General features: G+C 60.4%; 26 protein-coding genes and 1 tRNA gene. 10 read left to right on the top strand and 17 right to left on the bottom strand.

Annotated features, from left to right (window positions below; translation table 11 throughout):
* Position 1 precedes the first annotated feature (1 nt).
* Genes GA0061101_RS01125 through GA0061101_RS01110 form a run of 4 tightly spaced genes read right to left on the bottom strand, consistent with a single transcriptional unit; the run spans position 2 to position 2,382 of the window.
* Positions 2-1,243 (bottom strand): RNA polymerase sigma factor, encoded by a 1,242-nt coding sequence (locus tag GA0061101_RS01125; protein ID WP_092573007.1) that lies wholly within the window; start codon positions 1,241-1,243, stop codon positions 2-4.
* Between the two features lie 10 nt (positions 1,244-1,253).
* On the bottom strand, positions 1,254-1,631 hold the full coding sequence (locus GA0061101_RS01120; protein WP_037193807.1) for a YciI family protein: 378 nt from the start codon (positions 1,629-1,631) through the stop codon (positions 1,254-1,256).
* A gap of 18 nt (positions 1,632-1,649) precedes the next feature.
* Positions 1,650-2,012 (bottom strand): YciI family protein, encoded by a 363-nt coding sequence (locus GA0061101_RS01115; protein WP_092572845.1) that lies wholly within the window; start codon positions 2,010-2,012, stop codon positions 1,650-1,652.
* A gap of 10 nt (positions 2,013-2,022) precedes the next feature.
* Positions 2,023-2,382 (bottom strand): YciI family protein, encoded by a 360-nt coding sequence (locus tag GA0061101_RS01110; protein WP_037193812.1) that lies wholly within the window; start codon positions 2,380-2,382, stop codon positions 2,023-2,025.
* A gap of 155 nt (positions 2,383-2,537) precedes the next feature.
* Here GA0061101_RS01110 and GA0061101_RS01105 point away from each other — a divergent pair, with 155 nt between their 5' ends.
* Positions 2,538-2,768 (top strand): hypothetical protein, encoded by a 231-nt coding sequence (locus GA0061101_RS01105; protein ID WP_037193814.1) that lies wholly within the window; start codon positions 2,538-2,540, stop codon positions 2,766-2,768.
* A 28-nt stretch (positions 2,769-2,796) separates the two neighbouring features.
* Here GA0061101_RS01105 and GA0061101_RS01100 read toward each other — a convergent pair whose 3' ends face one another.
* The 3 genes from GA0061101_RS01100 to GA0061101_RS01095 all read right to left on the bottom strand — a co-directional run bounded on the left by GA0061101_RS01100 (position 2,797) and on the right by GA0061101_RS01095 (position 5,240).
* Positions 2,797-4,299: an AMP nucleosidase gene (locus GA0061101_RS01100; RefSeq protein ID WP_037193816.1), complete on the bottom strand. Its 1,503-nt coding sequence runs from the start codon at positions 4,297-4,299 to the stop codon at positions 2,797-2,799.
* 124 nt (positions 4,300-4,423) lie between these two features.
* Positions 4,424-4,585, bottom strand: a complete 162-nt coding sequence (locus GA0061101_RS39245) for a hypothetical protein (RefSeq protein ID WP_162693676.1) — start codon at positions 4,583-4,585, stop codon at positions 4,424-4,426.
* 316 nt (positions 4,586-4,901) lie between these two features.
* Positions 4,902-5,240 (bottom strand): DUF2147 domain-containing protein, encoded by a 339-nt coding sequence (locus GA0061101_RS01095; RefSeq protein ID WP_047640150.1) that lies wholly within the window; start codon positions 5,238-5,240, stop codon positions 4,902-4,904.
* Positions 5,241-5,704: 464 nt separating this feature from the next.
* Between GA0061101_RS01095 and GA0061101_RS01090 the strand changes: the two genes are divergently transcribed.
* Positions 5,705-5,968: a sel1 repeat family protein gene (locus GA0061101_RS01090; RefSeq protein ID WP_034507870.1), complete on the top strand. Its 264-nt coding sequence runs from the start codon at positions 5,705-5,707 to the stop codon at positions 5,966-5,968.
* A gap of 133 nt (positions 5,969-6,101) precedes the next feature.
* Here the strand turns inward: GA0061101_RS01090 and GA0061101_RS01085 are convergent, their stop codons facing one another.
* Positions 6,102-7,214 (bottom strand): pyridoxal phosphate-dependent aminotransferase, encoded by a 1,113-nt coding sequence (locus GA0061101_RS01085; protein ID WP_092572844.1) that lies wholly within the window; start codon positions 7,212-7,214, stop codon positions 6,102-6,104.
* A gap of 91 nt (positions 7,215-7,305) precedes the next feature.
* Complete coding sequence (locus GA0061101_RS01080; RefSeq protein ID WP_037193823.1) at positions 7,306-7,698, bottom strand: PilZ domain-containing protein; 393 nt, start codon at positions 7,696-7,698, stop codon at positions 7,306-7,308.
* Positions 7,699-8,007: 309 nt separating this feature from the next.
* On the opposite strand from GA0061101_RS01080, the gene GA0061101_RS01075 reads away from it, so the two are divergent.
* Positions 8,008-8,445, top strand: coding sequence for a glyoxalase superfamily protein (locus GA0061101_RS01075; protein WP_092572843.1), 438 nt, complete (start codon positions 8,008-8,010; stop codon positions 8,443-8,445).
* A 64-nt stretch (positions 8,446-8,509) separates the two neighbouring features.
* Complete coding sequence (locus GA0061101_RS01070) at positions 8,510-9,877, top strand: MATE family efflux transporter (RefSeq protein WP_092572842.1); 1,368 nt, start codon at positions 8,510-8,512, stop codon at positions 9,875-9,877.
* 49 nt (positions 9,878-9,926) lie between these two features.
* Here the strand turns inward: GA0061101_RS01070 and iolB are convergent, their stop codons facing one another.
* The 5 genes from iolB to GA0061101_RS01045 all read right to left on the bottom strand — a co-directional run bounded on the left by iolB (position 9,927) and on the right by GA0061101_RS01045 (position 16,587).
* Complete coding sequence (iolB, locus tag GA0061101_RS01065) at positions 9,927-10,724, bottom strand: 5-deoxy-glucuronate isomerase (RefSeq protein ID WP_037193829.1); 798 nt, start codon at positions 10,722-10,724, stop codon at positions 9,927-9,929.
* A 16-nt stretch (positions 10,725-10,740) separates the two neighbouring features.
* On the bottom strand, positions 10,741-11,655 hold the full coding sequence (iolE, locus tag GA0061101_RS01060) for a myo-inosose-2 dehydratase (RefSeq protein ID WP_092572841.1): 915 nt from the start codon (positions 11,653-11,655) through the stop codon (positions 10,741-10,743).
* Between the two features lie 67 nt (positions 11,656-11,722).
* Positions 11,723-13,573: a 3D-(3,5/4)-trihydroxycyclohexane-1,2-dione acylhydrolase (decyclizing) gene (gene iolD / locus GA0061101_RS01055; protein WP_037193833.1), complete on the bottom strand. Its 1,851-nt coding sequence runs from the start codon at positions 13,571-13,573 to the stop codon at positions 11,723-11,725.
* 25 nt (positions 13,574-13,598) lie between these two features.
* Positions 13,599-15,536 carry a bifunctional 5-dehydro-2-deoxygluconokinase/5-dehydro-2-deoxyphosphogluconate aldolase gene (locus GA0061101_RS01050; protein WP_092572840.1) on the bottom strand — a complete coding sequence of 646 codons (1,938 nt, stop codon included), beginning with the start codon at positions 15,534-15,536 and terminating at the stop codon, positions 13,599-13,601.
* A gap of 178 nt (positions 15,537-15,714) precedes the next feature.
* A complete protein-coding gene (locus GA0061101_RS01045; RefSeq protein ID WP_037193837.1) occupies positions 15,715-16,587 on the bottom strand; it encodes a MurR/RpiR family transcriptional regulator in 873 nt (290 codons plus the stop codon).
* 232 nt (positions 16,588-16,819) lie between these two features.
* On the opposite strand from GA0061101_RS01045, the gene GA0061101_RS01040 reads away from it, so the two are divergent.
* From GA0061101_RS01040 to GA0061101_RS01030, 3 genes are all read left to right on the top strand, one after another.
* Positions 16,820-17,938, top strand: coding sequence for a Gfo/Idh/MocA family protein (locus tag GA0061101_RS01040; RefSeq protein ID WP_092572839.1), 1,119 nt, complete (start codon positions 16,820-16,822; stop codon positions 17,936-17,938).
* 245 nt (positions 17,939-18,183) lie between these two features.
* The gene (locus GA0061101_RS01035) at positions 18,184-19,401 is read left to right on the top strand and encodes an NAD(P)/FAD-dependent oxidoreductase (RefSeq protein ID WP_092572838.1); all 1,218 of its coding nucleotides are present in this window, start codon (positions 18,184-18,186) and stop codon (positions 19,399-19,401) included.
* Between the two features lie 129 nt (positions 19,402-19,530).
* A tRNA-Ser gene (locus tag GA0061101_RS01030) sits at positions 19,531-19,620 on the top strand.
* Positions 19,621-19,683: 63 nt separating this feature from the next.
* On the opposite strand, the gene GA0061101_RS01025 is transcribed toward GA0061101_RS01030, so the two are convergent.
* Positions 19,684-20,550, bottom strand: a complete 867-nt coding sequence (locus GA0061101_RS01025) for an SDR family NAD(P)-dependent oxidoreductase (protein ID WP_092572837.1) — start codon at positions 20,548-20,550, stop codon at positions 19,684-19,686.
* A gap of 85 nt (positions 20,551-20,635) precedes the next feature.
* Between GA0061101_RS01025 and GA0061101_RS01020 the strand changes: the two genes are divergently transcribed.
* Entirely contained in the window at positions 20,636-21,070 is a 435-nt protein-coding gene (locus GA0061101_RS01020; protein WP_092572836.1) for a MarR family winged helix-turn-helix transcriptional regulator, read from the top strand.
* A 353-nt stretch (positions 21,071-21,423) separates the two neighbouring features.
* Here GA0061101_RS01020 and GA0061101_RS01015 read toward each other — a convergent pair whose 3' ends face one another.
* Entirely contained in the window at positions 21,424-21,723 is a 300-nt protein-coding gene (locus GA0061101_RS01015) for a hypothetical protein (protein WP_245297428.1), read from the bottom strand.
* Between the two features lie 890 nt (positions 21,724-22,613).
* On the opposite strand from GA0061101_RS01015, the gene GA0061101_RS01010 reads away from it, so the two are divergent.
* Entirely contained in the window at positions 22,614-23,675 is a 1,062-nt protein-coding gene (locus GA0061101_RS01010) for a porin (RefSeq protein WP_037193847.1), read from the top strand.
* 469 nt (positions 23,676-24,144) lie between these two features.
* On the top strand, positions 24,145-25,212 hold the full coding sequence (locus GA0061101_RS01005) for a porin (RefSeq protein ID WP_037193849.1): 1,068 nt from the start codon (positions 24,145-24,147) through the stop codon (positions 25,210-25,212).
* Between the two features lie 119 nt (positions 25,213-25,331).
* Here GA0061101_RS01005 and GA0061101_RS01000 read toward each other — a convergent pair whose 3' ends face one another.
* Positions 25,332-26,225, bottom strand: a complete 894-nt coding sequence (locus tag GA0061101_RS01000) for an alpha/beta fold hydrolase (RefSeq protein ID WP_092572835.1) — start codon at positions 26,223-26,225, stop codon at positions 25,332-25,334.
* Positions 26,226-26,271 lie beyond the last annotated feature (46 nt).

The following is a 26,271-nucleotide window of genomic DNA, read 5'->3' as shown; positions in this document are numbered from 1 at the left end:
GCTAATGCCGGGTTTTGTCTTCCAGTTCGGCCAGCCGCTTGCGCAGAAACGCTTGCTCCGGCGCCTGTTGGCAAAGCGAAAGCGCCATCTCGTAGGATTGCCGTGCTTCCTCGTTGCGCTCGAGTTGGCGCAGGAAATCAGCTTTGGCAGCGTGGGCAAGGTGATATCGCGCCAGACGCTCCTCGCCGAGCAGGCTATTCACGATGGCGAGCGCCGCTGCCGGCCCATCACACATCGAGACGGCTACCGCCCGATTGAGTTCGATCACCGGCGAGGGATTGGCCAGCAGCAAAAGGTCATAGAGGGCGACAATCCGCTGCCAATCCGTGTCGTCTGCTGTCGCGGCGCGCGCATGTTCGGCGGCGATGGCGGCTTGCAGGGCGTAGGTGCCGACGCCGTCCGCGGTCATGGCCTCGGCCGAGAGAGCCAGGCCCTCGCGAATCCTGCCGTGATCCCAGAGCGAGCGGTCCTGATCGGAGAGCAAAACCAGCTCGCCGGCGGCGTCCGCGCGGGCAAGCCGTCGCGAATCCTGCAACAGCATGATCGCCAGCAGTCCCGAGACCTCCGGATCCGGCAGAAGCTGCAGCAACAGCCGGCCGAGCCGGATGGCCTCGGCTGCGAGATCGGCGCGAACGATCGTTGCGCCAGAGGATGCGGAATAGCCCTCGTTGAAGACGAGGTAGATGACGTGCAGCACCTGGGCCAGCCGCTCCGGCAGCTTCATCTTGTCAGGCACCTCATAAGGAATGCCGGCCGCGCGGATGCGGTTCTTGGCGCGGACGATGCGCTGGGCGACGGTTGGCGCCGGAATCAGGAAGGCGTGGGCGATCTCCTCCGTCGTCAGGCCGCACACCTCGCGCAGCGACATCGCCATCTGCGCTTCCGCCGGAATGAGGGGATGGCAACAGGTGAAGACCAGCCGCAGCATGTCGTCCTCGATCTCTTTGCGTTCAGCGATCTCCATCGTCTCCCCCTCCGGATAGAGGCTGTCGGCGATATCGGCTTGGGCAGCATCGAAGCGCACCCGCCGCCTTATGTGATCGATGGCGCGAAAGCGGCCGGCGGAGACAAGCCAGGCATAGGGATTGGCCGGAATCGTCTCCTCCGTCCATTGCTGCGCGGCCGCTGCGAACGCATCGTGGAGCGCCTCCTCGGCCCGATCGAAATCGCCGAGCAAGCGGATCAGGGTTGCCAGCACGCCGCGCGAATGGCTGCGATAGATGCTGTCGATGGTCTGGTTCAGCGACACGGCGTCAGCGTTTCTCCGCTAAGTCTCCCCGAAGCGTCAGGATACGCACCGGACGAATCTCGATGGCACCATAGCGTGCCGAGGGAATGTGTTTGGCGATATCGGTCGCGCTATCCAGATCGGGCGCATCGATGAGATAGAAACCGGCCAGATGTTCCTTCGTCTCCACGAATGGCCCATCCGTCACCGAAAACGTGTCGCCCTGCGGTCGGATGACGATCGATTTATCTCGGAGTTCCAGCGCATCCGAAACGATCAGGCGGCCGTCCTGCCGCAGACTCTCATCATAGACGAAATGCTCGGCGATCAGATGGTTCATCTCGCTTTGAGTCAGCCTTCCGTCGACGTCGACGGATGTGTAGATCAGGCATAGAAATCGCATCGCTCTCTCCCTTAGCGCCTATTCATCCGGAAACCGGATGTCGAAGGCCGCACGGACCTCGATCATGCCGTAGCGGGCGACGGGGAAGGTGGCGGCAATGCGCGTGGCTTCCTCCATGTCCCTGGCCTCGATCAACACGAAGCCGCCGAGATGCTCCTTCAACTCCGCGAAGGGACCGTCGGTGATCGCGGTCTCGCCCTGGCGCACCCGGACCGTTCTGGCGGTCTCCGGCTCCCGCAATGCATTGGCGACGATGATATGGCCGCTGGCGCGCAGCCGGTTGTCGTTGTCGATGGACTCCTGCGTCAGCTGTCGCCCTTCCTCCTCGGAAAGCTTGCTGATCTCGGTTGTCTCGAACCAGACCTGACAAAGAAATTTCATCGCCGCCTCCTCAAAGATCCGAGCCGAAGGAATGGATAGGCCGCACCTCGATGCTTCCGAGCTTTGCAAGCGGGATGCCGGCAGCAACCCGGATTGCGTCGTTCAGATCCTTCGCATCGATCAGGATGAAGCCGCCTAGATATTCCTTGGTCTCAATGAAGGGACCGTCCGTCACCGCGGTCTCGCCGTTGCGGACCCGCACCGTAACCGCCGAGCTTGGCGACTGCAGCGCCTCGGCATGGATCATGTGCCCGCTGGCCATCAGATCCCGGTCGTAGCCGAGCGAATCCGAATCGAGCCTGTGCTTTTCCTCCTTGGTCATGGTGTCGAGCATCGAACCGTCGAACCAGACCTGGCAGAGATATTTCATCGCAGCTGCTCCTCTCGCAATTTGATAACAGCCATAGACGAGCCGGCCGTACGCAAATCGACAGCCCGATCCGCAGCATGACAAAAATTTTCGGCCCTGTCGAAAAAGCTCGACCCCGGTCGACCAGCTCCGTCGTCACGAAAGGAGAGACGGAGATGTACGGTCTGGAAGCCGCAATCGTGCACTACTGGCAAAAGAAGACAATGTCGGAAGAAGAGCTGCTTGACGCGGCGGATGTCGGAAGGGTCGTGTTCCGCATCTGGATGGGGTTCGCGGGCTTTGCCCTGCTGATCCTGTGCCTGAGCTGGGGTGCGGCGCCAAACGACGAACGGCCGCAAGTTGCGGCCGCTGCCAAGATAGTTTCGATACCGGCAGAAGGGCGGTAGGGGGAGAGCCCCAGCCTATTGGCCCGGCTTATTGAAACGCCGTTTCGAAGAAGCTGCGCAGCTTGCGCGAGTGCAGCTTTTCCGGCGGCATTTCGGCCAGTTTCTGAATGGCGCGGATGCCGATCTGCAGATGCTGGTTCACCTGGGTGCGATAGAAGGCGGTCGCCATGCCCGGCAGCTTCAGTTCGCCATGCAGCGGCTTGTCGGAGACGCAGAGGAGCGTGCCGTAGGGAACGCGGAAGCGGAAGCCGTTGGCGGCGATGGTCGCGGACTCCATGTCCAACGCCACGGCGCGGGCCTGCGACAGGCGCTTGACCGGGCCTGCCTGATCGCGCAGTTCCCAATTGCGGTTATCGATCGTGCCGACTGTGCCGGTGCGCATGATGCGCTTCAGCTCGAAGCCCTCGAAACCGGTGATTTCGGCGACGGCCGCCTCCAGCGCCACCTGCACTTCGGCGAGCGCCGGGATCGGCACCCAGACCGGCAGATCGTCGTCCAGAACATGGTCTTCGCGCATATAGGCGTGTGCGAGCACATAGTCGCCGAGCCGCTGGCTGTTGCGCAGGCCGGCGCAATGGCCGAGCATCAGCCATGCATGCGGGCGCAGCACGGCGACGTGGTCCGTGATCGTCTTGGCGTTGGACGGGCCGACACCGATATTGATCATGGTGATGCCGGCATGCCCCTTCTTCTTCAGATGGTAGGCCGGCATTTGCGGCAGGCGCGGCGACGTCACATCGCCCTCGGGCCGGCTGGAGCCGGCCTTGGTGACGATATTGCCGGGTTCTACGAACTCGGTGTAGCCGTCTCCGCCGCTGGCCATCAGATCCCGCGCCCATTTGCAGAATTCGTCGATATAAAACTGATAGTTCGTGAACAGCACAAAATTCTGGAAATGCGCGGCGCTCGTCGCGGTATAATGCGAGAGGCGGGCCAGCGAATAGTCGATACGTTGCGCGGTAAACGGTGCGAGCGGCGAGGGCTCTCCCGGAGGCGGGATATATTCGCCGTTGGCGATCTCGTCGTCCGTCGTGTTCAGATCCGGCGTATCGAAGAGGTCGCGCAGCGGAATATCCTCGAAAGCCGCAGCGGAGGCCTCGACATGCGCGCCTTCGCCAAAAGCGAAATGCAGCGGAATGGGCGTCGACGATTCGGACACGACCACCGGTACATTGTGGCTGCGCATCAAGAGCGTCAGCTGCTCTTTCAGATAATGGCGAAACAGTTGCGGACGCGTGATGGTGGCCGTGTAGACGCCCGGCGCGGTGACGTGACCATAGGAAAGACGCGAGTCGACATGGCCGAAGCTCGTCGTTTCGATACTGACCTGCGGGTAGAAGGCGCGGTAGCGCGCCGTGATCGGCGCACCCTTGGCCAACTCGGTGAAACTGGCGATCAGGAAGGCGGTATTGCGATCGTAAAGCTCCGTCAGCGCGTCGACGGCCTTGGCCGAATCATCGAAGGTCCGGGGCTGGACCGGGCTGGGGGAGGAGATGTCGAGGGGTGAAAAAGGAGAGATTCTGTTGCTCATGAGCCATTATAGAGTGTCGTTGTTAACAAGCAAACGACGTTGAAAGAGACGGCTCTGGATTTTCGCAGCTATTTTCTTGCAATCGTGCCTCCAGCCCAGCCATCCGGGATGGAGAGATGTTTCCTTATTGCACGGTCGTGCAATAAGGCGCGCCGGTTTGCAGGCAGGTGAAGCTTGCCCCGAAATGCGATTGCGCGCCGCTGCGGCCGGCGTGTTCGACCGCAACAGAGAAGCTGAATGCGAAGACGGCTGCAAACAGCATAACGATGACAAAACGCCGTGCCATGATAAACGAGTCCATGTTCCTGACCCTACCCGTGCCCTATACTGGACACTGTTTTGCCATGGTCAGGCTGAACAGGTGCTGAGATACCGGTTCATCCAGCGTTCATGAATCTTACCGGACTTGATTGTCGATTTGCATGCCGCGCCTAATGAGGCCTGCCCGAAGGGTCGCGGGCAGGCGCACAGGATCACGCATTTTTCGGACGGTGCGCTCCTTAGAGCGGTTACGCGTTTCACGGAATCGCCCCACCGCTCCATGATGTTGTTTTTGCGCAATCCCGGACGGAAAACCGCTTCGCACTTTTCCTGGAATTGCTCTAGAGCCTCGTCCAGGTCTGCGACTTGCAGAAGATTTTCAGGACGCAGCCCTTCATCCTGACGGTATTGCCACTGACGGAGCCGGAGCCGCTATAGGTCTTGTCCTCGGAAGGGTCGGTGAGTTCGCCCGTATAGCTGCCGTCCTTGCCCTGCATCTTGCCGATCTGCCGGCCGGCATATTTGCCTGTTTTCAGCGTCACGCAATAGCTGTCTGCGCAAGGTGTGATGGCGGCGGTATCGCCTTCCACGGTCTTCCAGTTGCCCACGATCGGCTCGTCAGCGAAGGCTGCGCTTGCGCTGACGAGCAGCGCCGCGGCAAGAATGGTTACACGGATCATTTTGTTGTTCCTCCCCAGGGTACCGTCCGGCCCTGCGACCGGAAATACGCCAAGATTATCTAACGCGAACGTAAAGATAAATATGGTTTCCAAGCGCAAATTCCCGTTATGCGGCCTCCAGCGTCCTGTCGAAAAATACTGTTTCCGATGACTACAGCTCATTTCGTGGTGAACGAAGGGTTTAAATCCAGATCCTAACAAAACGTAAAATTCGCTCAAAAGTCCTTAATTTGCAAGGCAAGCGATGTTTAACAAAATCCCAAGTTTACCAAGCATTTGTACTTTGTTTGCATCGAATTAAGCATGCATTTTAGCCGTTTTTTGAAAGCCGTCTGCGATAGTGAGGCCATCAAACGAGCGGGGCAAACCCGCCGGCCGGAAGGACCGGAAAGCCGCGAACGACGGCAAGGTCCTAACGGAAAAACAGGGCAAGTACGAACAGAAGTAAAACAGGGATAAAACCGATGGCACGCTTCGAAACACCGATGTCTGAAATGGCCATGATGGGTGGCAACAGCGCCGATGCCCTTTGCGAGCTGGGCGTGAACTACGCGACCGGCAGGGGCTGCACCGCAGATCTCGTGGCCGCCCATAAATGGTTGAATATCGCGGCCATCCGTGGCAGCGCGCGGGCCGCCGAGCTTCGTGCCGACGTCGCCGCGACTTTGACCAAGATGCAGCTCGCTGCAGCGCTCCGCGCCGCCCGCGAGTGGATGACCACGCACTGAAGCGCGCCACAAAGAATACGACGTACTGACCTCGAAAGAGGGGATGTTGGCGGACGACGGAGAGGCGAACCGCCGAAATATCGAAAACCGCGACCGGCCGGAACAAGGCCGGCGCGGTTTCGTCGTTTGAGATTCAACCGATCGCCTTCAGCACCTTAGGCAGCGCTTCGGCCAGCAGATCCAGATCTCGGGCGGGTCCGACACTGATGCGGATGCAGCGGTTGAGCGGCGCGACACCCGGCATGCGGATGAAAACACCGTGCTGGATCAGCCCATCGACGATGGCGCGGGCGTAGACACCGTCGCGACCACAGTCGATGGCGACGAAATTGGTAGCGGAGGCAAGCGGCAGGAGTCCGTTGTCCCGCGCGATCGCACCGATCTGCTCACGAGCCGCCTGGATCTTGTGGACGACCTCGGCGAGATGGGCCTGATCCTTCAGTGCGGCGAGCGCTGCCACTGTCGCCAGCCGGTTCATGCCGAAATGATTGCGGATCTTGTCGAAGGTCAGCACCGTCTCGGGCACGCCGATGGCATAGCCGACGCGGGCTCCGGCAAGACCATAAGCCTTGGAGAATGTGCGGGTGCGCAGCACGTTCGGCAAATCGATCAACGTCGAGATCGCCGGCAGGGAGCTCGCTGGTCCCGTCTCGCTGTAAGCTTCATCGAGGATGAGCAGGCAGTTTTCCGGCAGCGCGCGGGCGAATGCGACGACCTTGTCGGCATCCCACCAGCTTCCCATCGGATTGTCCGGATTGGCGAAATAGACCAGAGGCGCATTCTCGCGTCTGACCGCTTCGAGCAGCCCATCCAGATCTTCGCGATCGTCGACATAAGGCACGGTCACCAGGCGGCCGCCGAAGCCCGAGACGTGGAAATTGAAGGTAGGGTAGCCACCGAGCGAGGTGACGACAGGCGTGCCCGGCTCGATGACCATGCGCGCGATGAGCCCAAGCAGGCTGTCGATGCCTTCGCCGACGGCGATATTGGCGAACTGGACGCCGAGATGCGCGGCGAGCGCCTGCTTCAGCGCAAAATTTTCCGGATCATTGTACATCCAGATGTCGCCGGCCTGCTCGCGCATGGCTGCGATGACCGAGGGCGCGGGGCCGAAGCCGTTTTCATTGGCGCCGATGCGGGCTTTGACCGTCAGCCCGCGCTGACGCTCCAGCGCTTCGGGGCCGACGAAAGGCACGGTGGAGGGAAGGGCGCTGATCAGCGGCGTGAAGCGCGAAAAGGCGGACATGCTGGCTTGTTTTCCCGAATTCTGTTGCAAGGTGCGGCAGAATAGGCGCTTGGCGTGCCGTTGCAAGAGCGGAAAGCTGCGGGATCTGCGCCTATCGTCTCCTGCCGCGCGCGGCGAGCGCTTCGGTATTGCCGATCATGAAATCGGCGCGAACGACGCGGCGCAATGTCTCCGGCTCGATCAGGTTGATGAAGCGGACATGGATGCGGTTGCCGTTGCGGCTCGTTTCGGCGCAGGCGATGCGATAGGCGAGGCCGAGAATGTTCAGGTAGTAATGGCTCGGCAGCCCGACGGTCGTGGCGACGACGAAGCTGGCGCCGCCGCGCGAGATGTCGACGATCTCGGCGCTGCGCATGGAAATACCGGTGAGACAGGGACGTACCGCCACGAGACGCGCCGGCCTCTGGACAAAGAACCGTTCCCAACTCCGTTCGTAGACTTCGGATTTGACTTTCGCCAGATGCGTTGCGCGAAGCATTGTCATTCCCTGTTGAAGAGCAGACCGAATTCATCTCGGTTACACCATGAACCTTGCACGGAGGTTTTGCGGAAGCGTCAATTGCATTGGTAGAATTTTAACGGGTTCGCCTTTTGTGCCGATTTGGATGCAGCTTGACAGGAACATTGGCTTCGATCATACGGATTGTCGGTTCGAGGCGCCTGCCGCTCGCGGATGAAAATCCAAGGTGAAGTCCTCGCAGTTTTGGTCACAGCCACATAGGGCATGCTGACTGACGGTAATGCGAGCCCCGTTCCACGGTCGTAAATGCGTGCCTTAGCAAAGGCTGACCTCATGACGACGACCTATCCGTCCATAGATGAATTAAAGGTGCAGGCCCGGCGTTTGCGTCAGGCCATGGCTGAGCGCGGCGATGACATGAGCCATAGCGCCGCGCTGGAGCTCATCGCCAAGCAATATGGCCTGCGAGACTGGAACACGCTCTCAGCACTCGCGGCCAAACCGAATGACAGGCCCGATGCGCCCTTCGCGGTCGGCGCTGCCGTTCGCGGCCGCTATCTGAACCAAGCCTTCACCGGCAAGGTTCTGGCACTATCAGCGAAGTCCGGCGGGCTTTACAAGATCACCATTCACTTCGACGAGCCGGTTGACGTGGTCGCCTTCGAGAGCTTTTCGGCCTTCCGGCAGCGCATCAACGCTCAGGTCGACGCCGATGGTATCTCGCCGCGCAAGACGTCGAACGGCGTGCCGCATCTGGTGCTCGACATCTGATTTATCCCGTCATCAACGAATCTCGAGCTTCGCCTTTCGCAAGCGGCTCCGCCTGGATCTTCACATGACACGTCATTCCGAAACCAACATGTTCCTCACCGGCTGGCTGCCCGGCGTTTTTGCCAAAACCGCTGCGCCGATCGTCGTCATCACGACAGTCAGCGGCCTTTTTGCCGTGGTCGACGCCTATTTCCTCGGCGTCTATGTCGGCGCCGCCGCGCTGTCTGCGGTCAGTCTCATCTTTCCCGCCTTGATGTTGCTCATTGCGCTGCAATCGCTGGTCTCGAACGGCATGGCGAGCATTCTCGCGCGCCGCCTCGGGGCCGGGGATCGTGTCGGGGCAAGGAGTGTGTTCACCGGCGCCCATGCGCTGGCGATCGCCGTCGTGATCCTCATCAACATCGTCTATTGGGCGGCGGGCCGACAGCTCATTGTCATGGCGGCGGCAGGAAATGCAGCGGTTGCCGCCAATGCCGAAGCCTTCATGGGCGTCATGGTCGCCTTCGCGCCGATCAGCTTCTTTTTGTCGCTGCATGTCGATGCACTGCGTTGCGAGGGGAGGCTCGGCTTCATGACGCTGGTGACGCTTGCCTCGACCCTGCTCAATATCTTCGCCAACTGGCTGCTGATGGCCGTGGCCCATTGGGGTGTCGTCGGCTCGGCCGGCGGTTCGATCCTCGCGCAATTCATCTGCCTGGCGATCATTCTCGTATATCGCCTGCGTCGTCCCGGTGCGCTCGCGGTCGACATGAAGCTGCACCTGCGCGAATGGCGCGGCATCTTCGCGTTCGGCGCGCCGATGAGCCTCGGCTTCATCGGTATCTCGTTGAGCTCGGCGGCAATCCTCTTCAACCTGTCGATCTGGCACGAGGGCGACTACGTCTCGACCGTTGGCGCCTATGGGATCGTGACGAGGGTGATGACTTTCGCCTATCTGCCGCTTCTCGGCCTCAGCATCGCGCTGCAGACCGTATCGGGCCACAATCATGGCGCGGCACTTCCGGCCCGCGTCGGCCGCAGCGTGCTGATCGCGATGGCCTCGGCTCTGATCTATTGCGCCATGGTGGAACTGATCGTCGAAATGCTGGCGGGACATCTGGGGGCGATCTTCGTCGCGGATCCGCTGATCGTCGCGGAAGTTGGCCGTATTCTGCCATGGACGATCGGCGCCTACTTCCTCTTCGGCCAGGCGATCATTCTATCATCCTATTTCCAGTCGGTCGGCGATGCGAAACGCGGCGCGATCTTCGGCTTGTCGCGGCCCTATCTGTTCACGCTGCCGCTGACATTTCTTTTGCCGCTCTTCTTCGGCGAAGGCGGGATCTGGATGACACCGGTCTTTGCCGAGGCGGGAATGATCCTGCTCATCTGGCTCGTGCTGTCGCGCAACGCCAGAAACCGGGGCTGGCGCTACGGCCTGTTGCCGGCATGAAACAGAAAGGCCGCGCTGTCGAGGCGCGGCCTTTCCTTTTGAAGGCCAGTTAGGCCTTGAGCAGCCATTCGTGTTCCGGCGCGTTGTAGAATTTCCAGATGCGCTTCGGACCAGCCATGACGTTGAGATAGTAGAGATCATAGCCATGGCACGCGGCGCAGGGATGGTATCCCTTCGGCACCAGCGTCACGTCGCCGTCCTCCAGCACCATCACCTCGTCCAGCGATCGGTCGTCGGTATAGACGCGCTGGAAACCGAACCCCTGCGGCGGGTTGAGGCGGTGGTAATAGGTCTCCTCGAGGAAGCTTTCGTTCGGGAGATTGTCCTGGTCGTGCTTGTGGGGAGGATAGGACGAGGTATGGCCGCCTGGCGTGATCACTTCCACGACAAGCAGCGAATGCGCCGCGCCGTCGTCTTCCGGCATGATGTTGTTGACATGGCGAACGTTGGTGCCCTTGCCGCGTGTCAGCGCGGGGTGCGTACCCGGCGGGATGGCGCGCGCCTCATAGGAGCCGCCGCCCGGAGCCGAGCAGACGGCAAGTTCCAGCTCGGTTTCGGCCGTGACCGACCAGCTCGAGCCGGCCGGAATGTAAAGTGCATGGGGCGCGCCCTCGAACGGGCTCATACGGCCGCCGAGCACGCCGAAATCCTTCGCGCCCGCCTTGGCGCTTCCCTTGCCGCTGACCCAGACGAGGCAGACTTCGCGATCGCCGGTTTCCGCCGAGGCCGTTTCGCCCGGCTTCAAGCGATGGAGATCGAAGCCGACATAGGTCCAGCCGGCGCTTTCCGGCGTGACATGGGTGACGCGGCCATGGGAGCCATCAGGTTTGACCTTGAGATTTGGCATGGGCGTTCTTCCTTACTTACTTGGGGAAACCCTCGGTTTCCACCGTATAACCTGCGGCCGTCATGACGCGCATCAATTCGGCATGGCCGATCTCGGCCATTTTCTGCGGCGGAGCCTTGCGCGGGTCCTGTTCGGCCTCGACGACGAACCAGCCTTCATAGCCGTAATCGGCGAAGCGCTTGACGATGGCGCCGAAATCGAGCGAGCCGTCGCCCGGCACCGTGAACGCACCGAGCGCGACAGCATCCAGGAAGGACTGCCTGCTGCGATCCAGCCCATCCACGACAGGCTTGCGGATATCCTTGACGTGGACATGGTTGATGCGGGCGTGGTGGTTGTCGATGGCGCGCAGGACGTCGCCGCCGGCAAAAGCGAGGTGACCCGCATCAAGCAGAAGCGGGATGCCTTCGCCGGAATAGCGCATGAAGGCGTCGAGTTCCGGCTCGGTTTCGACGACTGCGCCCATGTGATGGTGATAGGAGAGCGGCATGCCCTGCTCGGCGCACCATTCGCCGAATTCGGTCACGCGGCGCGCATAGGCCCTCATCTCGTCATCCGAAAGGCGCGGCTTGGTGGCGAGCGGCTTGGAGCGGTCGCCCTGGATGGAGCGGCCGACTTCGCCATAGACGATGCAGGGTGCGTTGACCGCCTTGAACAGCGCGATCATCGGAGCGATGCGGTCCTTGTTGGCGGCAAGTTCCTCGTTGACCAGCGTGCCCGAAAACCAGCCGCCGCAGAGCGTCACGTCGGCGGCGCGCAGGATCGGCAGCATCTCCTCAGGATTGCTCGGGAAACGCCGACCCTGTTCCATGCCGGTGAAGCCAGCACCGCGTGACTGGCGCAGGCATTCTTCGAGAGATACGTCGTCGCTCAGCTCCGGAAGATCGTCGTTCCACCACGCGATGGGCGACATGCCAAGTTTGGCCTTCATCAATGGTCTCCTTGAAAATAGTGTTGGAGGAGCCGAAAAGCTCCTCCGGAAAAATGAAAGAAATCGATCAGCCGATACGCTGGACGGCGCGCGCTTTTTCGTAGGCGGCACGGGCCTTGTTGACCTCAAGCCGGGGGCTGACTTCGGGAACGGCGACGTCCCACCAGTGACCGCCTTCATCCGTCGTGATCAGCGGATCGGTGTCGATGACGATGACCGAGGTGCGCTCGTTCTTCTTCGATGCCTCGATCGCCTGTTCCAGTTCGGCGATGGAGGCGACTTTCACGGCAACCGCGCCCATGCTCGCGGCATGCGCCCTGAAGTCGATGTCCGGCATCACCTCATGGTACGAATCCTTCAGCAGATTGTTGAAGTTCGCGCCGCCGGTTGCCATCTGCAGCCGGTTGATGCAGCCGTAGCCCCTGTTATCGAGGAGGATGACTGTGAGCTTCAGGCCGAGCATGACCGAGGTCGCCAGCTCCGAATTCAGCATCATGTAGGAGCCGTCGCCAACCATGACGACAACGTCCTTGTCCGGCCGCGCCATCTTTGCGCCGAGGCCGCCAGCGATCTCGTAACCCATGCAGGAGAAGCCGTATTCCATGTGGTAGCTGCCGGGCGCGGTTGCCGGCCAGAGCTTGTGCAGCTCGCCCGGCAGGCCGCCGGCGGCGCACAGCACGATGGTTTTATCGCCGCCGAGCGTGCGCGTGACGGCGCCGATCACCTGGGCGTCGGAGGGCAGGGCGGCATTCGTGGTCGCCATCGCCTTGGCGGCGGCCTCCATCCAGACCTTCTTCTCCCGCGTTGCCTGCTCCGCGAGCGAGGCCGGAGCCCGCCAGCCGGCAAGGCCGGCGCCGAGTGCCTTCAGACCTTCGCGCGCATCCGTCACCAGTGGGTGACTATCATGCTTCAATGCATCATAGGCCGCGATGTTGAGGGCGATGATGACCATCTTATCGTTCTTGAACAGCGCCCAGGAGCCGGTGGTGAAGTCCTGGCAGCGGGTGCCGACGGCGATCACCAGATCGGTGTCCTCGGCAATGGCATTGGCGGCCGACGTGCCTGTGACCCCGACCGAGCCGAGCGCCAGCGGATGCCTCTCGTCGATCGCCGACTTGCCGGCCTGCGTAACGACGACGGGGATGCCATGCGCTTCGGCGAAAGCAGTCAGTTCCTTGGTCGCCTGTGAATAGAGCACGCCGCCGCCGGCAAGGATAACCGGCTTTTCGGATTTGCGGATCAGCGCAACGGCATTCGCCAGCTCGTCGGCATCCGGCTGCGGGCGTCGCGTCGTCCAGACATGTTCCTCGAAGAAGCTCTCGGGATAGTCGAAGGCTTCCGCCTGCACATCCTGGCAAAGCGACAGGGTCACCGGACCGCAATCGAGCGGATCGGTCAGTACCTGCATGGCGCGCTTCAGCGCCGTGATGATCTGCTCCGGCCGGGTGATGCGGTCGAAATAGCGCGAAACCGGGCGGAAGGCATCATTGGCGGAGACCGTGCCGTCGCCGAAATCCTCGATCTGCTGCAGCACCGGATCGGGCGCGCGGTTGGCGAAGACGTCGCCGGGGAGGAAGAGAACGGGGATGCGGTTGACATGCGCGACACCTGCGGCAGTCACCATGTTCAGCGCGCCGGGGCCGATCGACGTGGTGCAGGCCATGAAGCGCTGGCGGAAGCTCGCCTTGGCATAGGCGATGGCGGCATGGGCCATGCCCTGCTCGTTGTGAGCGCGATAGGTCGGCAGCTCCTCGCGCACCTGATAGAGCGCCTCGCCGATGCCGGCGACGTTGCCATGACCGAAGATCGCCCAGACGCCGCCGAAGATCGGCTGCTTCTGTCCGTCGATGATGGTCATCTGCTTCTTGAGGAAATGTGCGACGGCCTGCGCCATCGTCAATCGGATCGTCTTGCCCATGGGGCGCCTCCCAAATGCTTTTAAACTATTGCAGGCCGCGGGTTTTCAGCCACGCCTGGGTCAGTTGCCGGAAGCGGCCGGCCATGTCGGCAATCGCTTCCTCGTCGTTCATGCTGCCTGACAGCCAGGCCCGTGCCGCATCGGAAAAGATCGTTCGCCCGACGGCGAAACCCTTGACCGAGGGTGCGGCCAGCGTCGCCTCGAAGCTGCGGATCAGTTCCTCTGCCGGTGCCTCCAGACCGAGCAACACGATACCCCGGCACCATGGATCATTTTTGGCGATCACGGCATCGATTTTTTTCCACGCGGCGCTCGATTCCTGCGGCTCCAGCTTCCACCAATCCGGTTTGATGCCGAGCGCATAGAGCTCTTCCATGGCGGTCGAGATCGTGTCGTCGGTGAGCGGACCATTCTTGCCGGCGATGATTTCGACCAGCAGTTCGCGGCCGACCTTTCGCGCTGCCTCGAACAGCGTCCGCAGCTTCTCCTGCTGCTCCGCCTTCAATTCCTTCGGGTCGTCCGGATGGTAGAAGCAAAGGCATTTGATGCAATGATTGAGCGGCCATTCGACGAGCTGCGAGCCGATATCCTGGCTGAACTCGAATTTCAGCGGTTTCGATCCCGGCAGTTCGACCGGCCGTCCAATCCAGGAGAAATTCTTGGTTGCGGCATCGAAGAACGCATCGCGGCCGAAGCGCTCATCGATCAGCATGCCGTAGCCAGGCCGGCCGTCGGCCACCCGCGCCGCCGCCTCGACGGCTAGTCGCTTGAAAGCAACGATCCTGTCATGGCCGACACCCAGTTCGTCGGCAACGCTAACGAGCTGCGAGCGGTGATCGATGGCAAGCGCCATCAGCAGCGGGATCTCGTCACCGCGACGGGTCGTCGCCCAATGGACGTGGTTGATCGCCTCATCCTTGCGCAATGCCCGGTGCTTGCTACCCGTCTTGAGGAAGAAATCGAGCTCTGTCCAGGTCGGATATTCCGGCGAGCAGAGCAGACGGGAGACAGCGAAGGCGCCACAGGCGTTCGCCCAGGTGGCGCAGGTCTTCAGCGGTTCGCCGCGCAAATAGCCGCGCAGGAAGCCGGACATGAAAGCATCGCCGGCGCCGAGCACATTGAACACCTCGATCGGGAATCCTTCGCCGACGATGCCGGCCTCGAGGTCGTCCGAGATCGGGCCTTCATAGACGATACAGCCCATGGCACCGCGCTTCAGCACGATGATCGCGGGCGACAGGCGGCGGATTTCCTTCAGCGCGCCGAGCACCTCGTCGACGCCCGAACCGATCATGATCTCCTCTTCCGTACCGACGATCAGGTCGCAATCCGGTAGCGTCTCCCTCATCTTCGAGGAAACGCGATCCGACTTCACATAGCGCTCGAACCCCTCGGCATGGCCGGCGAGGCCCCAGAGGTTCGGCCGGTAATCGATATCGAAAATCACCTTGCGGCCGTTCGCCTTGGCGATACGGATTGCCTTGCGCTGTGCGGCCTCGGTGTTCGGCTTGGAGAAATGCGTTCCGGAAACCAGAACGGCAGCGGAGGACTTGATGAAGTCCTCGTCGATATCGCTCTCCTCCAGCGCCATGTCGGCGCAATCGGAGCGATAGAAGATCATCGGCGAGACGCCCTCGGCCTCGACCGCGAGCAGCACCAGCGCTGTCAGGCGCTCCTTGTCCGTCGCGATCCCGTCGACGGCGACACCTTCGCGCGCCGACTGTTCGCGGATGAAACGGCCCATCTGTTCGTCGCCGACGCGGGTGATGAGGCCGGATTTCAGTCCCAGCCGTGCCGTGCCGATGGCGATGTTGGCCGGGCAGCCGCCCACCGACTTGGCGAAGGAGGCGATATCCTCCAGCCGCGAGCCGATCTGCTGGCCATAGAGATCGACGGAGGAACGGCCGATGGTAATCACATCGAGTTTCGCCTCCGGCCGAGCGCCCGGATTGTCGTGTGCCATGATGTCCTCCCGTCCCAGCATGACCCTCTTGCTCTTCAGCTTGCGCCGGGATCATGCATTATTGAAAGTGCCGGTGTTCGTTTTGTCCCGGTTGTGGTCGATCGGGCGGTCATCTCCCACGACCGTGATCCTGGCGGTAATGAAACATTGGTTCCGATATTTTGTCAATTCGGAATGTTTATTCCATTTTCGTTTTGTCTGCTTTTATCCCGCTTTTTCGCCGACGCTCCGCGATGGCGACGGGAAAGGCCATGATGAGCGCCATCGAGGCCGACAGCGAGCGGAAGCCGGCAAAGTCGGCTTCGGCCACTTCGAACCAATGGGTGGCGCAGGCGGTGAGCGGCGAGAAGGCCGAATCGGTGATGGCGATGACGGGCACGTTGCGCGCGGCGAGATCCTCCGCCTGCGCCAGGCTATCAGCGGCATAAGGGGAAAAGCTCGCGGCGATCGCCGCATCTTTCTGTGTGGCGAAGCGGGTAATCTCGCCATCGATGCCGTTTGGCGAGGCGACGATCTGGTGGCGTATGTTCAGCTTGGAGAAGGCGTAGGTCATATGCGCCGTCAACGGGTATGAGCGGCGCTTGGCGATGAGATAGATCGTCTCCGCGGCAGCAAGCACATCGATTGCTTTGGTAAAGGTTTCCGTCTCGATGGTGGCGGCGAGTTTGTTGACCGATTGGCTGGCAGCAGAGAGGAAGCCGGAGAGAATGCCGGCCTCCTCGTCCGTGATACCGGAGCGCTCCAGCGTTACCAGCCGCTCTTCGTAGCTCAGCGTCCGATCGCGCAACCTCTCGCGAAAGATGCTCTGCAGGTCGGAAAAGCCCACATAGCCGAGATGGTGGGCCAGGCGCACCAGCGTCGACGGCTGGACTTCGGCCGCCATAGCAATGCTGGCTGTCGTGCCGAAGGCGATCTCGTCGGGATTGGCAAGCGCGAAGGCCGCCACCTGTGCAAGGCGCTTCGGCATGGCATTCTTGCGCTCTATGATGATGCTGCGCAGGCTTTCGAAGTCACGTGGCACCCTGATCTGCGTGTCGATGCTATTGTCCATGCCCCCGTCCTTCCGCCGCCACACCCGCTAATGAAACAAATATTCCATATTCGCAACGATAGCGGATTTTGATTCATCCAGCACGAATATTTTTAAGTGAATGATTTAGAACATATAACTTAGATTTTTTGTGAGTTGTGGCGACGGCGGTCGCCGGAGTGCGCTTGTCAAAACGGTCCAGATATTCCAAAAATCAGCCCAACTTCGGGAGATGATGTGGGAGGACAGGCAAATGAAGCCGTTGGGCGTTGGATTGATCGGAACCGGCTACATGGGCAAATGCCATGCGCTGGCGTGGAATGCGGTCAAGACCGTGTTCGGCGATGTCGCGCGGCCGCGCCTGGTGCATCTGGCCGAGGCCAATGCCGATCTGGCGAAGGCACGGGGCGACGAATTCGGCTTCGAAAAGGCGACGGCCAACTGGCGCGAGCTTGTTGCCGATCCCGATGTCGATGTCGTTTCCGTCACGACGCCCAATCAGTTCCACCCGGAAATGGCGATTGCAGCTCTCGAAGCCGGCAAGCATGTCTGGTGCGAAAAGCCGATGGCGCCTGCCTATGGCGATGCCGAACGCATGTTGGCTGCCGCCAGGGCTTCCGGCAAGGTTGCCGTTCTCGGCTACAATTATATCCAGAACCCGGTGATGCGGCACATCAAGGCGCTGATCGGAGAGGGTGCGATCGGCGCGGTCAATCACGTCCGCGTCGAGATGGACGAGGATTTCATGGCCGATCCAAACGGCCTGTTCTACTGGAAGAGCGAGCTTGCCTCGGGTTACGGCGCTCTTGATGATTTTGCCGTGCATCCTCTCTCGCTGCTGTGGTTCCTGTTCGGTCATGTCGAAGCTGTCATCACCGATATGGCGAAGCCCTATGCCGAGCGGCCATTGAAGGACGGCGGCCGCCGCACCGTCGAAAATCACGATCTCGCCAATGTGCTGATGCGGCTGGGAGGCGGCATTTCCGCCGTGCTCATGGCCAATCGCTCGGCCTGGGGCCGCAAGGGCCGTATCGCCTTGCAGATCTTCGGCTCCAAGGGGTCGATCTCCTATGATCAGGAGCGCATGAACGAATTCGAGCTTTACCAGGCCGAGGGCAGGGATAGCGAACAGGGATTCCGCAAGGTTCTCGCCGCCCCCGCGCACAAGCCCTACGATCGCTTCATCCCGGCGCCCGGCCATGGCCTCGGCTTCAACGATCTGAAGATCATCGAATGCCGCGAGCTGATCCGCGCCATTTCCGGGCAAGTTGCGTCCGTCGTCGCTTTCGCGGATGGCCTGCGCATCGAAAAGTCTGTTCATGCCATGGCGCGATCGTTCCACGAGCGGCGTTGGATCGAAATCGTCGATTAGGCATTTTGCAGTCGGGTGGACCCACCTGGCGCGGCACACGTGCGGCAGAAAAAGAGATGGAGCGGCAGTTCGGCTTCGGCCGGAGGTCCGCCGCTCTTGGCTGCCGGCCTAATTTTCTCCCGATCCTTGGCGCAGGGTCAGTCGTGATTGACGCTTGCAGGTGTAAGCGTTACCCCTGAAATCCATAGACGCATCCGTCCCGCATCACGCCGGCGGATCGCCATGATAACAATGGAGTACGGATCGTGACGGGCAGATTGGTCATTATCGGGGCCGGGCAGGCGGGCTTTGCGCTCGCAGCCAAATTGCGGGCACTTGGTGATTCCAGGCCCATCACCATCGTTGGTGCGGAGGAGAGCCTTCCCTATCAGCGACCGCCATTGACCAAGAAATATCTGCTCGGCGAGATGACGTTCGATCGCCTGCTGTTCCGCCCGGAACATTGGTATGCCGACAACAATGTCGATATCCGTCTGTCCACCTGGGTCGAGCAGATCAACCGCGCCGCAAAGCAGATCGTCATGCAGGACGGCTCGGTGCTGGGCTATGAAACGCTGGCGCTTGCGACGGGGGCCACTCCGCGTCGGCTGCCGCCTTCCGTCGGTGGCACGCTCGAAGGCGTCTATCTCGCCCGCGACAAGCGCGATGCGGATCTTCTTGCGGGCGAGATGCGCCCCGGACGCCGGGTCCTCATCATCGGTGGGGGGTATATCGGACTTGAGGCCGCCGCTGTCGCGCGCCATCGCGGCCTCGAGGTCACCCTGATCGAAATGAGCGACAGAATCCTGCAGCGTGTCGCGGCCAAGGAGACGGCCGATATCTTCAGGGCGATACACAGCAAGCATGATGTCGTCATTCGCGAGAAGACCGGACTGAAGCAGCTCGTCGGCAGGAACGGTCATGTCGCCGCCGCGGAGCTTTCGGACGGATCCACCATAGATGTCGACTTCGTCGTCGTCGGTATCGGTGTCGCCCCGAATGACAGGCTCGCCAAGGAAGCCGGCCTTGAGGTCGGCAACGGCATCGTCGTCGATTCGTTCGTCCGCACCTCTGATCCATCCATTTTCGCCGTGGGTGATTGTGTCGAGCTGCCATGGGAGGGCGGGCGGATCCGACTCGAATCGGTCCAGAACGCCGTCGATCAGGCGGAAGCCGCAGCCGAGATCATTGCTGGTGGCAACGAGGCCTATGATCCGAAGCCGTGGTTCTGGTCGGATCAATACGACGTGAAACTGCAGATCGCCGGTTTCAACCTCGGCTATGACGAAACGTTGATGCGCGCCGGCGCCCGCGAGGGCTCCGTTTCCGTCTGGTATTTCAAGCAGGGCCGTTTCATCGCTGTCGATGCCGTCAACGACGCAAAAGCCTATGTTACCGGCAAGAAGCTGCTGGAAACGGGCGTCAATCCGTCGAAAGCCGTTCTGGCCGATCCGGCTGCGGATATCAAACAGCTCCTGGTTTGATATCAACTGCAAGCCGGCTATGAGGTTCGCCTCCGCAGGCTGCTCTCGCCGTCTTAATGCATGGAGAACATGCGCGGAGATGAAAAAGCGCTTGCGTCGATAAATGAATGGCCCTATCAGGGCCGCACCGGAGAGGTGGCCGAGTGGTCGAAGGCGCTCCCCTGCTAAGGGAGTATACCAGAGATGGTATCGTGGGTTCGAATCCCATCTTCTCCGCCAGCCCCACCATTTCTACGCCATGTCGCGATATTCTACTTAACCGCCGCCGAATGCCGCACGGCATCAGCGGAAGCGGGAAAGCGTTTCAGTCGTCTTTTTCCACAATTGTCGCCGTGCTTCCTCGTTATCCGCGGGGGCAACAGGCGTCAGCAGGCGCGCACTCTTCGCCGAGACATATGCCCCGGTCTGTTTGCCGAAGGCCGGATCGGTGGCCAGCCTCACGATGGCCCCTGCGCCACGCTCGGGATTGCCAATGCCAAGCCACGTCAGCAACCCGGCGACTGGACGAGCAAAGCTGAGTTCACGGCCGAGCCCGGTGACATTGAAACCCGGACATAGGCAATTGACGACGACCCCCGTCCCGTCGAGCTGCCGGGCTAGTTCGAGGGAGAACATGATGTCCAGAAGCTTGGTGCGGCCATAGATCCTTGAGGATCCCCGTGCGGTGAAGGGGGCGATGTCGAGCAAATCCTTTTCGATGTCGAAAGCGCCACTCTGGCGCGAGGCTTCCGAGCCGACGGTCACGATGCGCGATGGCGCAGAATGCACGAGGGTTTCGCGCAGCGTATCCGTCAGCAACCAGGGAGCGAAATAGTTGACGGCAATCATTTCCGCATAGCCGTGCGCGGTGACGCGCTGCTCGAAGGCGTGCAGTCCCGCATTGTTGATGAGCACATCAATGCGCGGATGCCGCGCAGCAATGGCCTTGCCGGTCCTCACCACCGCCGCCAAGTCGGAGAAGTCGACGAAATGCACATCGACCGGCGTGCCGGGCGCGACTGCCTCGATCGCGGCGCAAGTTTGGTCGGCCTTGGCCTTGCTGCGCGCGGTCAGGATGAGGTGCGCCCCGCATCGGGCCAGGCTCAAAGCGGCGAGTTGACCGATGCCGTCGGTGGCGCCGGTGATCAGAATTTTAGGACGAGCGGACATTTAGCACAGCACCATTTAGTTGATATATGTCCATTAGTGTGATTGGTGGACAAATGTCCACTAAATTTCTTTGAGGGGTACGCAAATGAGCAAGACGCATACGGAGCTTGTGACGGAATTGGGTCGCGAACTGAACGCTCTGCTCGTGGCGTCCCGCACGGTCATAGCCGCTTCGGCCGCCCGGTTTCGTCCTGATCTTCAGCCGGCCGCCTACCAGCTTGCGGCCATGCTTGCCGGCCAGGGTGCCACAAAGGCAGGGCGCCTCGCGGACCGGCTCGGTATGGACAAAAGCGCCGTCAGCCGGTTGGCAAAAACGCTTTGCGACAATGGGCTTGCGCAAGCCTCTGCTGACCCGGACGACGGGCGGGCGATCGTCTACAGCCTGACGGACGCGGGCCGTGAAGGAATTCAAGCCGCGGACGCGGTCAAATCCGACGCGTTCTTTTCGCGCGTAGCTGGGTGGGAGAATGAAGAACTCACCCTGTTCATCGGCTTACTGAGAAAGTTCAATCGTTTTTGAAAAGCATATGGCGGCGCGGGCATTTCGACGACAAACATCCGGCAAAATGCGGCTTTAGAGGGCTATGGCGTAGACATAGTGCTCATCATCATCGGGCGCGGCCCGCCAGCCCCCCGATTTCCCTCGATGGCCCGATAGAGCCGCCGACCACCGCATACCACCACGCGGGACAGGAACCATCGATTCCACGCTATAGCCCGATACGGCGCCATCAAATCATAATTGAGTCCAGCCGATATCGTCCCGTCGAACATCTGGAAAGTCGTGAGGGAAGCGGCTCGGTAGCCGTTTTGACCGCCCGTGGCGACGGGTGCTGATCATCGCAGATGAGCCGTTGGCTGGCTGATGCTTGGTTAGGCTCGCGGCAGCGCGCCCAGCAGCGTCGAGGTGAACGAGGCCCGCAGCGCGTCACGCAGTTCCATGTGAAGTGCGCCAAGGGCGGGTTCGTCCGCGTAAACGGCAAGGAGACTGGATGGCGGCGGGGCATAGGCCAACAGCGCGCCCGCTGAAAGGAGGCTCATCAGGCAGAACATTTGCGCGCCATCGCCAAGCTCCGGCACATGGTGTCTCACGAGTTCAGTCATGGTCGCGAGCCTGCCGAGGGAGGACCGCTTGTGCCTCTTGATCGTCTCGACCGAGACATTGTGCTCCAGGACGCCGCCCTGCGCGCCGAAGAGGCTGCACAGCGCCGGACTCCTACGACCAAGGCGTCCGACAGCGCCTGTGGACCGTCTCCGAAGAGCTTACCGGAGTGACGTTTCCGGTGAGGTGAAGCGGCGTCAAACATCGCCAATTGTCCGATATGGCCGCCCGCCGATTGCCGCAAAATGGGAAATATCTGCTTATCTGTCGGATGATTATAACGATCTCGCAGTTCTCATCTGCGTCAGGCGTGGCCCGCCATTCCTATCGAATCGTCAGTATTAGCCGCCGGCCGTTCCTCAAATCGGAATTGCGATAGATCGGCCAACACAGGCCCACCTCCGTTGCTGCCTGTTCAATTCTTCCACGGATGCGTTGCGGCATCGCAATAATCTCGCCATGGGGCCGCTCCGTCATCCAATAGCGAATCGTCCACGACGGAATCATTTGGGTACCTGCATCGATTTGGGACGGCAGGTGAGCTGTTTCGCCGCCGCCCACTACCTGCAATCGCAACGGTAAATGTCGTAAATGATCCCTGAGACGTCGCGAAAGCCTGCAATTCGCCATGGAACGGCTATTTTTGCGCCCAATTCCATTTCTTCGGCGATGTTTGCGCCTGTCTCGTAAGTCCCCGTGGATTAAAGATTTTCTTAACAAAGTCTAAACCTATATTGCGGCGGGGTTGCCGATTTGTGTCCTTTCGGCAACAGGACTTAGGGAAGGCTAACGCAAATCCCCCTTTCCGAGTAGATGTCGATTGCGTGACAGAGCGCGTCTTGTATTTTCACTCTCGGAAGCGAGGGCGATTGATCGTCCACTTCTTGAAACGCGAGGATGGGACAGGGAATACCTTCGGGTAGTTCTCATTCTCGAACAAAACTTTGACTGGAGGTCAATAATGAACATCAAGAGCCTTCTTCTCGGCTCCGCTGCCGCTCTGGCAGTAGTTTCCGGTGCTCACGCAGCCGACGCTGTCGTTGCTGCTGAGCCGGAGCCGCTTGAATACGTCCGTATCTGCGACGCTTACGGCGCCGGCTACTTCTTCATCCCGGGCACCGAAACCTGCCTCAAGATCGGCGGCAAGGTTCGTACCGAAGGTCAGTGGTACGACGCTTACAACCCGAACAGCCGTTTGGGTACGCTGTGGCACACCCGCGCTGAGTTGAACGTCAACACTGCGACCGATACCGAATATGGCCCGCTGAAGACCGAGACCATCATTCGTTGGGACTGGAACGACGGCAACGCGACCAAGACCAACCTGCTGTGGGCTTACATCAGCCTCGGTGGCTTCACCGTTGGTAAGACGGACTCGCAGTTCAACGTCTTCACCGGTTATGCCGGCGACGTCATCAACGACGACGTGGTCTATGACGGCCCGTACGAGTTGAACCAGATCACCTACAACTACGATGCAGGCAACGGCTTCACGGCTGTGATCTCCGTCGAAGATTCCAATTCCGGTACGGGCGCCACTGGCTCTAACGGCGAAGACAGCTCCGACCATTATGCTCCCGACGTTGTTGCCGGTGCCGGCTTCAAGTCTGGCGCATGGGGCTTCAAGGTTGTTGGCGGCTATGACTCGATCGTCGAAGAAGGCGCCATCAAGGCTCGTGTCGATGCTGACTTCGGTGTCTTCTCGGCCTTCTTGATGGGTGGCTGGAACACCGACGGCGACAAGCTCAACAAGTACGCTGGTTCGAACGGTGCTGGCGATGCTTCCGGTATCGGCTGGGGTGACTGGGCTCTTTGGGGCGGCGCAAGCGTTCCGATCAACGAAAAGCTGAAGTGGAACTTCCAGGTCGCTTACACCGACTCGAAGATCTTCGCTGCGACCACGAACCTCAAGTTCAACCCGGTCAAGAACCTGCTCATCGAGCCGGAAGTTTCCTACACCAACTGGGATTCGATCAACGAAGACCAGTGGGCTGGTATCCTCCGCTTCGAGCGTAGCTTCTAATCTGATCTGACGTCTGTCATATCTGATTTCTCTCACTACGGTGAGGAAGAGCCCGGCCTTAACGGCCGGGCTTTTTCATGTGCGTGATCGAACATAAATCGCGTGTGATTGAAAAGACAAAGACGACTTTTGATTCTTGATTTTTCTAATGCACTATATCCTTATATTCCGGCTTTCCTTCTAAAGTAACTCCAAGTAAAGATCGGCTTTGTGTCCAGCGGATTTGTGACGGTTTTGCGACGTGATTTTTGTGCAACGCACTTTTTGAAACGCGCGTCATAAATGCCGATAGTTTGTATCTGATATTGCTCTGAAAAAAACGATCTGTAGGTTCCAAACCGGAACCGAGACTCACTTTAGTCCCGGTTCTCCCAGATCAGGGGTCAACTTTGAACATCTAGGTGGGGTGGGGCGCGTCGTTTTTCGGCGTGATTTCTCATGCCTAATTGATATTGGAACTGGAGTTACTATGAACATCAAGAGCCTTCTTCTCGGCTCCGCTGCTGCGCTGGCAGCAGTATCCGGTGCTCATGCGGCTGACGCTGTCGTCGCCGCTGAGCCGGAGCCGCTCGAATACGTCCGCATCTGCGACGCTTACGGCGCTGGCTACTTCTTCATCCCAGGCACCGAAACCTGCCTCAAGATCGGCGGCCAGGTCCGTACCGAAGGCGGCTGGTACAACGCTTACAAGGCTGGTCAGGACCAAGGCGCCCGCGGCACATATTGGCATACCCGCGCTCAGCTGAGCATCGATACCGCAACGGACACCGAATACGGTCCGCTGAAGACCAACACGGTCTATCGTTGGGACTGGAATGACGGCAACGCCACCACCACCAAACTGCTCTGGGCCAATATCAGCCTCGGTGGTTTCCTCGTCGGTAAGGCCGATTCGGCCTACTCGACCTTCCTCGGCTACGCCGGCGACGTCATCAACGACGACGTGATCGAATACGGTATCAATGGTACCGACGAACTGAACCAGCTCACCTACAATTATGATGCTGGTAACGGCTTCACGGCTGTAGTCTCGGTGGAAGATTCCAACTCCGGTACGGGTGCCACGGGTGCAAACGGCGAAGACAGCTCTGACCACTATGCGCCGGACGTTGTCGCCGGTGCTGGCTACAAGGCTGGCGCTTGGCAGTTCCGTGTCGTAGGCGGCTATGACTCGATCGTTGAAGAAGGCGCTGTCAAGGCTCGCGTCGATGCCGACTTCGGTATTCTCTCCGCGTTCATCATGGGCGGCTACAACACCGACGGCAGCAAGCTCAACAAGTACGCTGGTGCTGGCGGCGCTGGTATCGGCTGGGGTGACTGGGCTCTCTGGGGCGGTGTTGGCGTTCCGGTCAACGACAAGCTGAAGTGGAACCTGCAGGTTGCTTATGACGACCTGAAGACCTTCTCCGCGACCACGAACCTCAAGTTCAATCCGGTCAAGAATCTACTCGTCGAGCCGGAAGTGACCTACACGAACTACGACTCCGTGAACAAAGACACCTGGGCCGGCATCCTCCGCTTCCAGCGCAGTTTCTAATTCGGTTCGCCGAATCGGATTCATAAAACTTCTGATCAGACCTCCGATCAGAAAAAACTGGCCCGGTTTTCCCAACCGGGCCTTTCCTTTTGTGCAGTCCTGAATGGCCGAGGGTGCCGTCAAACCGCCGAGAGAAAAGACCGAATTGCATCTGGAATGTCGCCGAGATGCAAAATGGGGGCATGCCCTTGCCCGGTGGCGGTCTTGATGACGGTTCCTTGGTGACGGCTTGCCATTTCGGCGGTGGTAGCAGTTGTCAGAAGCTTTGAATTCTCGCCGCGAATCACCATCAGCGGTATGCCATGGAAGCCTTCGAACTGTGCCCACAGGTCAGGAAGCGGCGCCTCGAGATCAAGCGATTGCATCTGTGCCGCGATAGCGGGGTCGTAATCGGCAACGGGCTTGCCGTCGGTGAAAGCATAGATCGCGCGCGCCATATCCTGCCAGTCGCCGTCGCCGAGGGCGGTAAAGGCGCTGCCGTGATTCTGCCGCAGGATATCTACGGCTTCATCCCAATCAGCAGGTTTTCTGTCACGGTTAAGGTAATCGCGGATATCGACCAGCCCGACCTTTTCCAGGACAGGGCCAATATCGTTGAGAATGACCGCTTTCAGGACATCCGGGCGGCTGGCCGCAAGCATATGCAGCACGAGACCGCCGCGCGACGTACCGATGAAGATGGCCTGTGGGATATCGAGGGCTGCGCAGACGGTCAGCACGTCCTGAGCTTCGACGGCAAGATTGTAGTGAGATTTGTCCGCATCCCATGCGGATGAACCGCGTCCGCGAGCGTCGAGCGTAATCACCCTGCGGGGAACCGTGGGGTCCCGCGACGGAAGCAGGGCCAATTGGTGGAAGTCCCGGGAATTGCGCGTCAGCCCCGGCAGGCAGATGACGGGCGGTCTCGCCAGATTTGCTGATTGCCCGCCGCCATAATCCCGGGTGTAGAGCTGCAGCCCGTCCGGGGCTGCTATCGTTCGGGCAATGAAGCCGCTTTGATCGTCGCTGCGCATGCACCGTGCCTCGTGCTTGGGATATCGCGAGGGATGTAACGTCATT

Origin of the sequence: Martinezella lusitana (assembly GCF_900094565.1) — a bacterium.
In the GTDB taxonomy this organism is placed as follows: domain Bacteria; phylum Pseudomonadota; class Alphaproteobacteria; order Rhizobiales; family Rhizobiaceae; genus Rhizobium; species Rhizobium lusitanum.
This window is presented reverse-complemented; position numbering and strand designations above follow the sequence as displayed.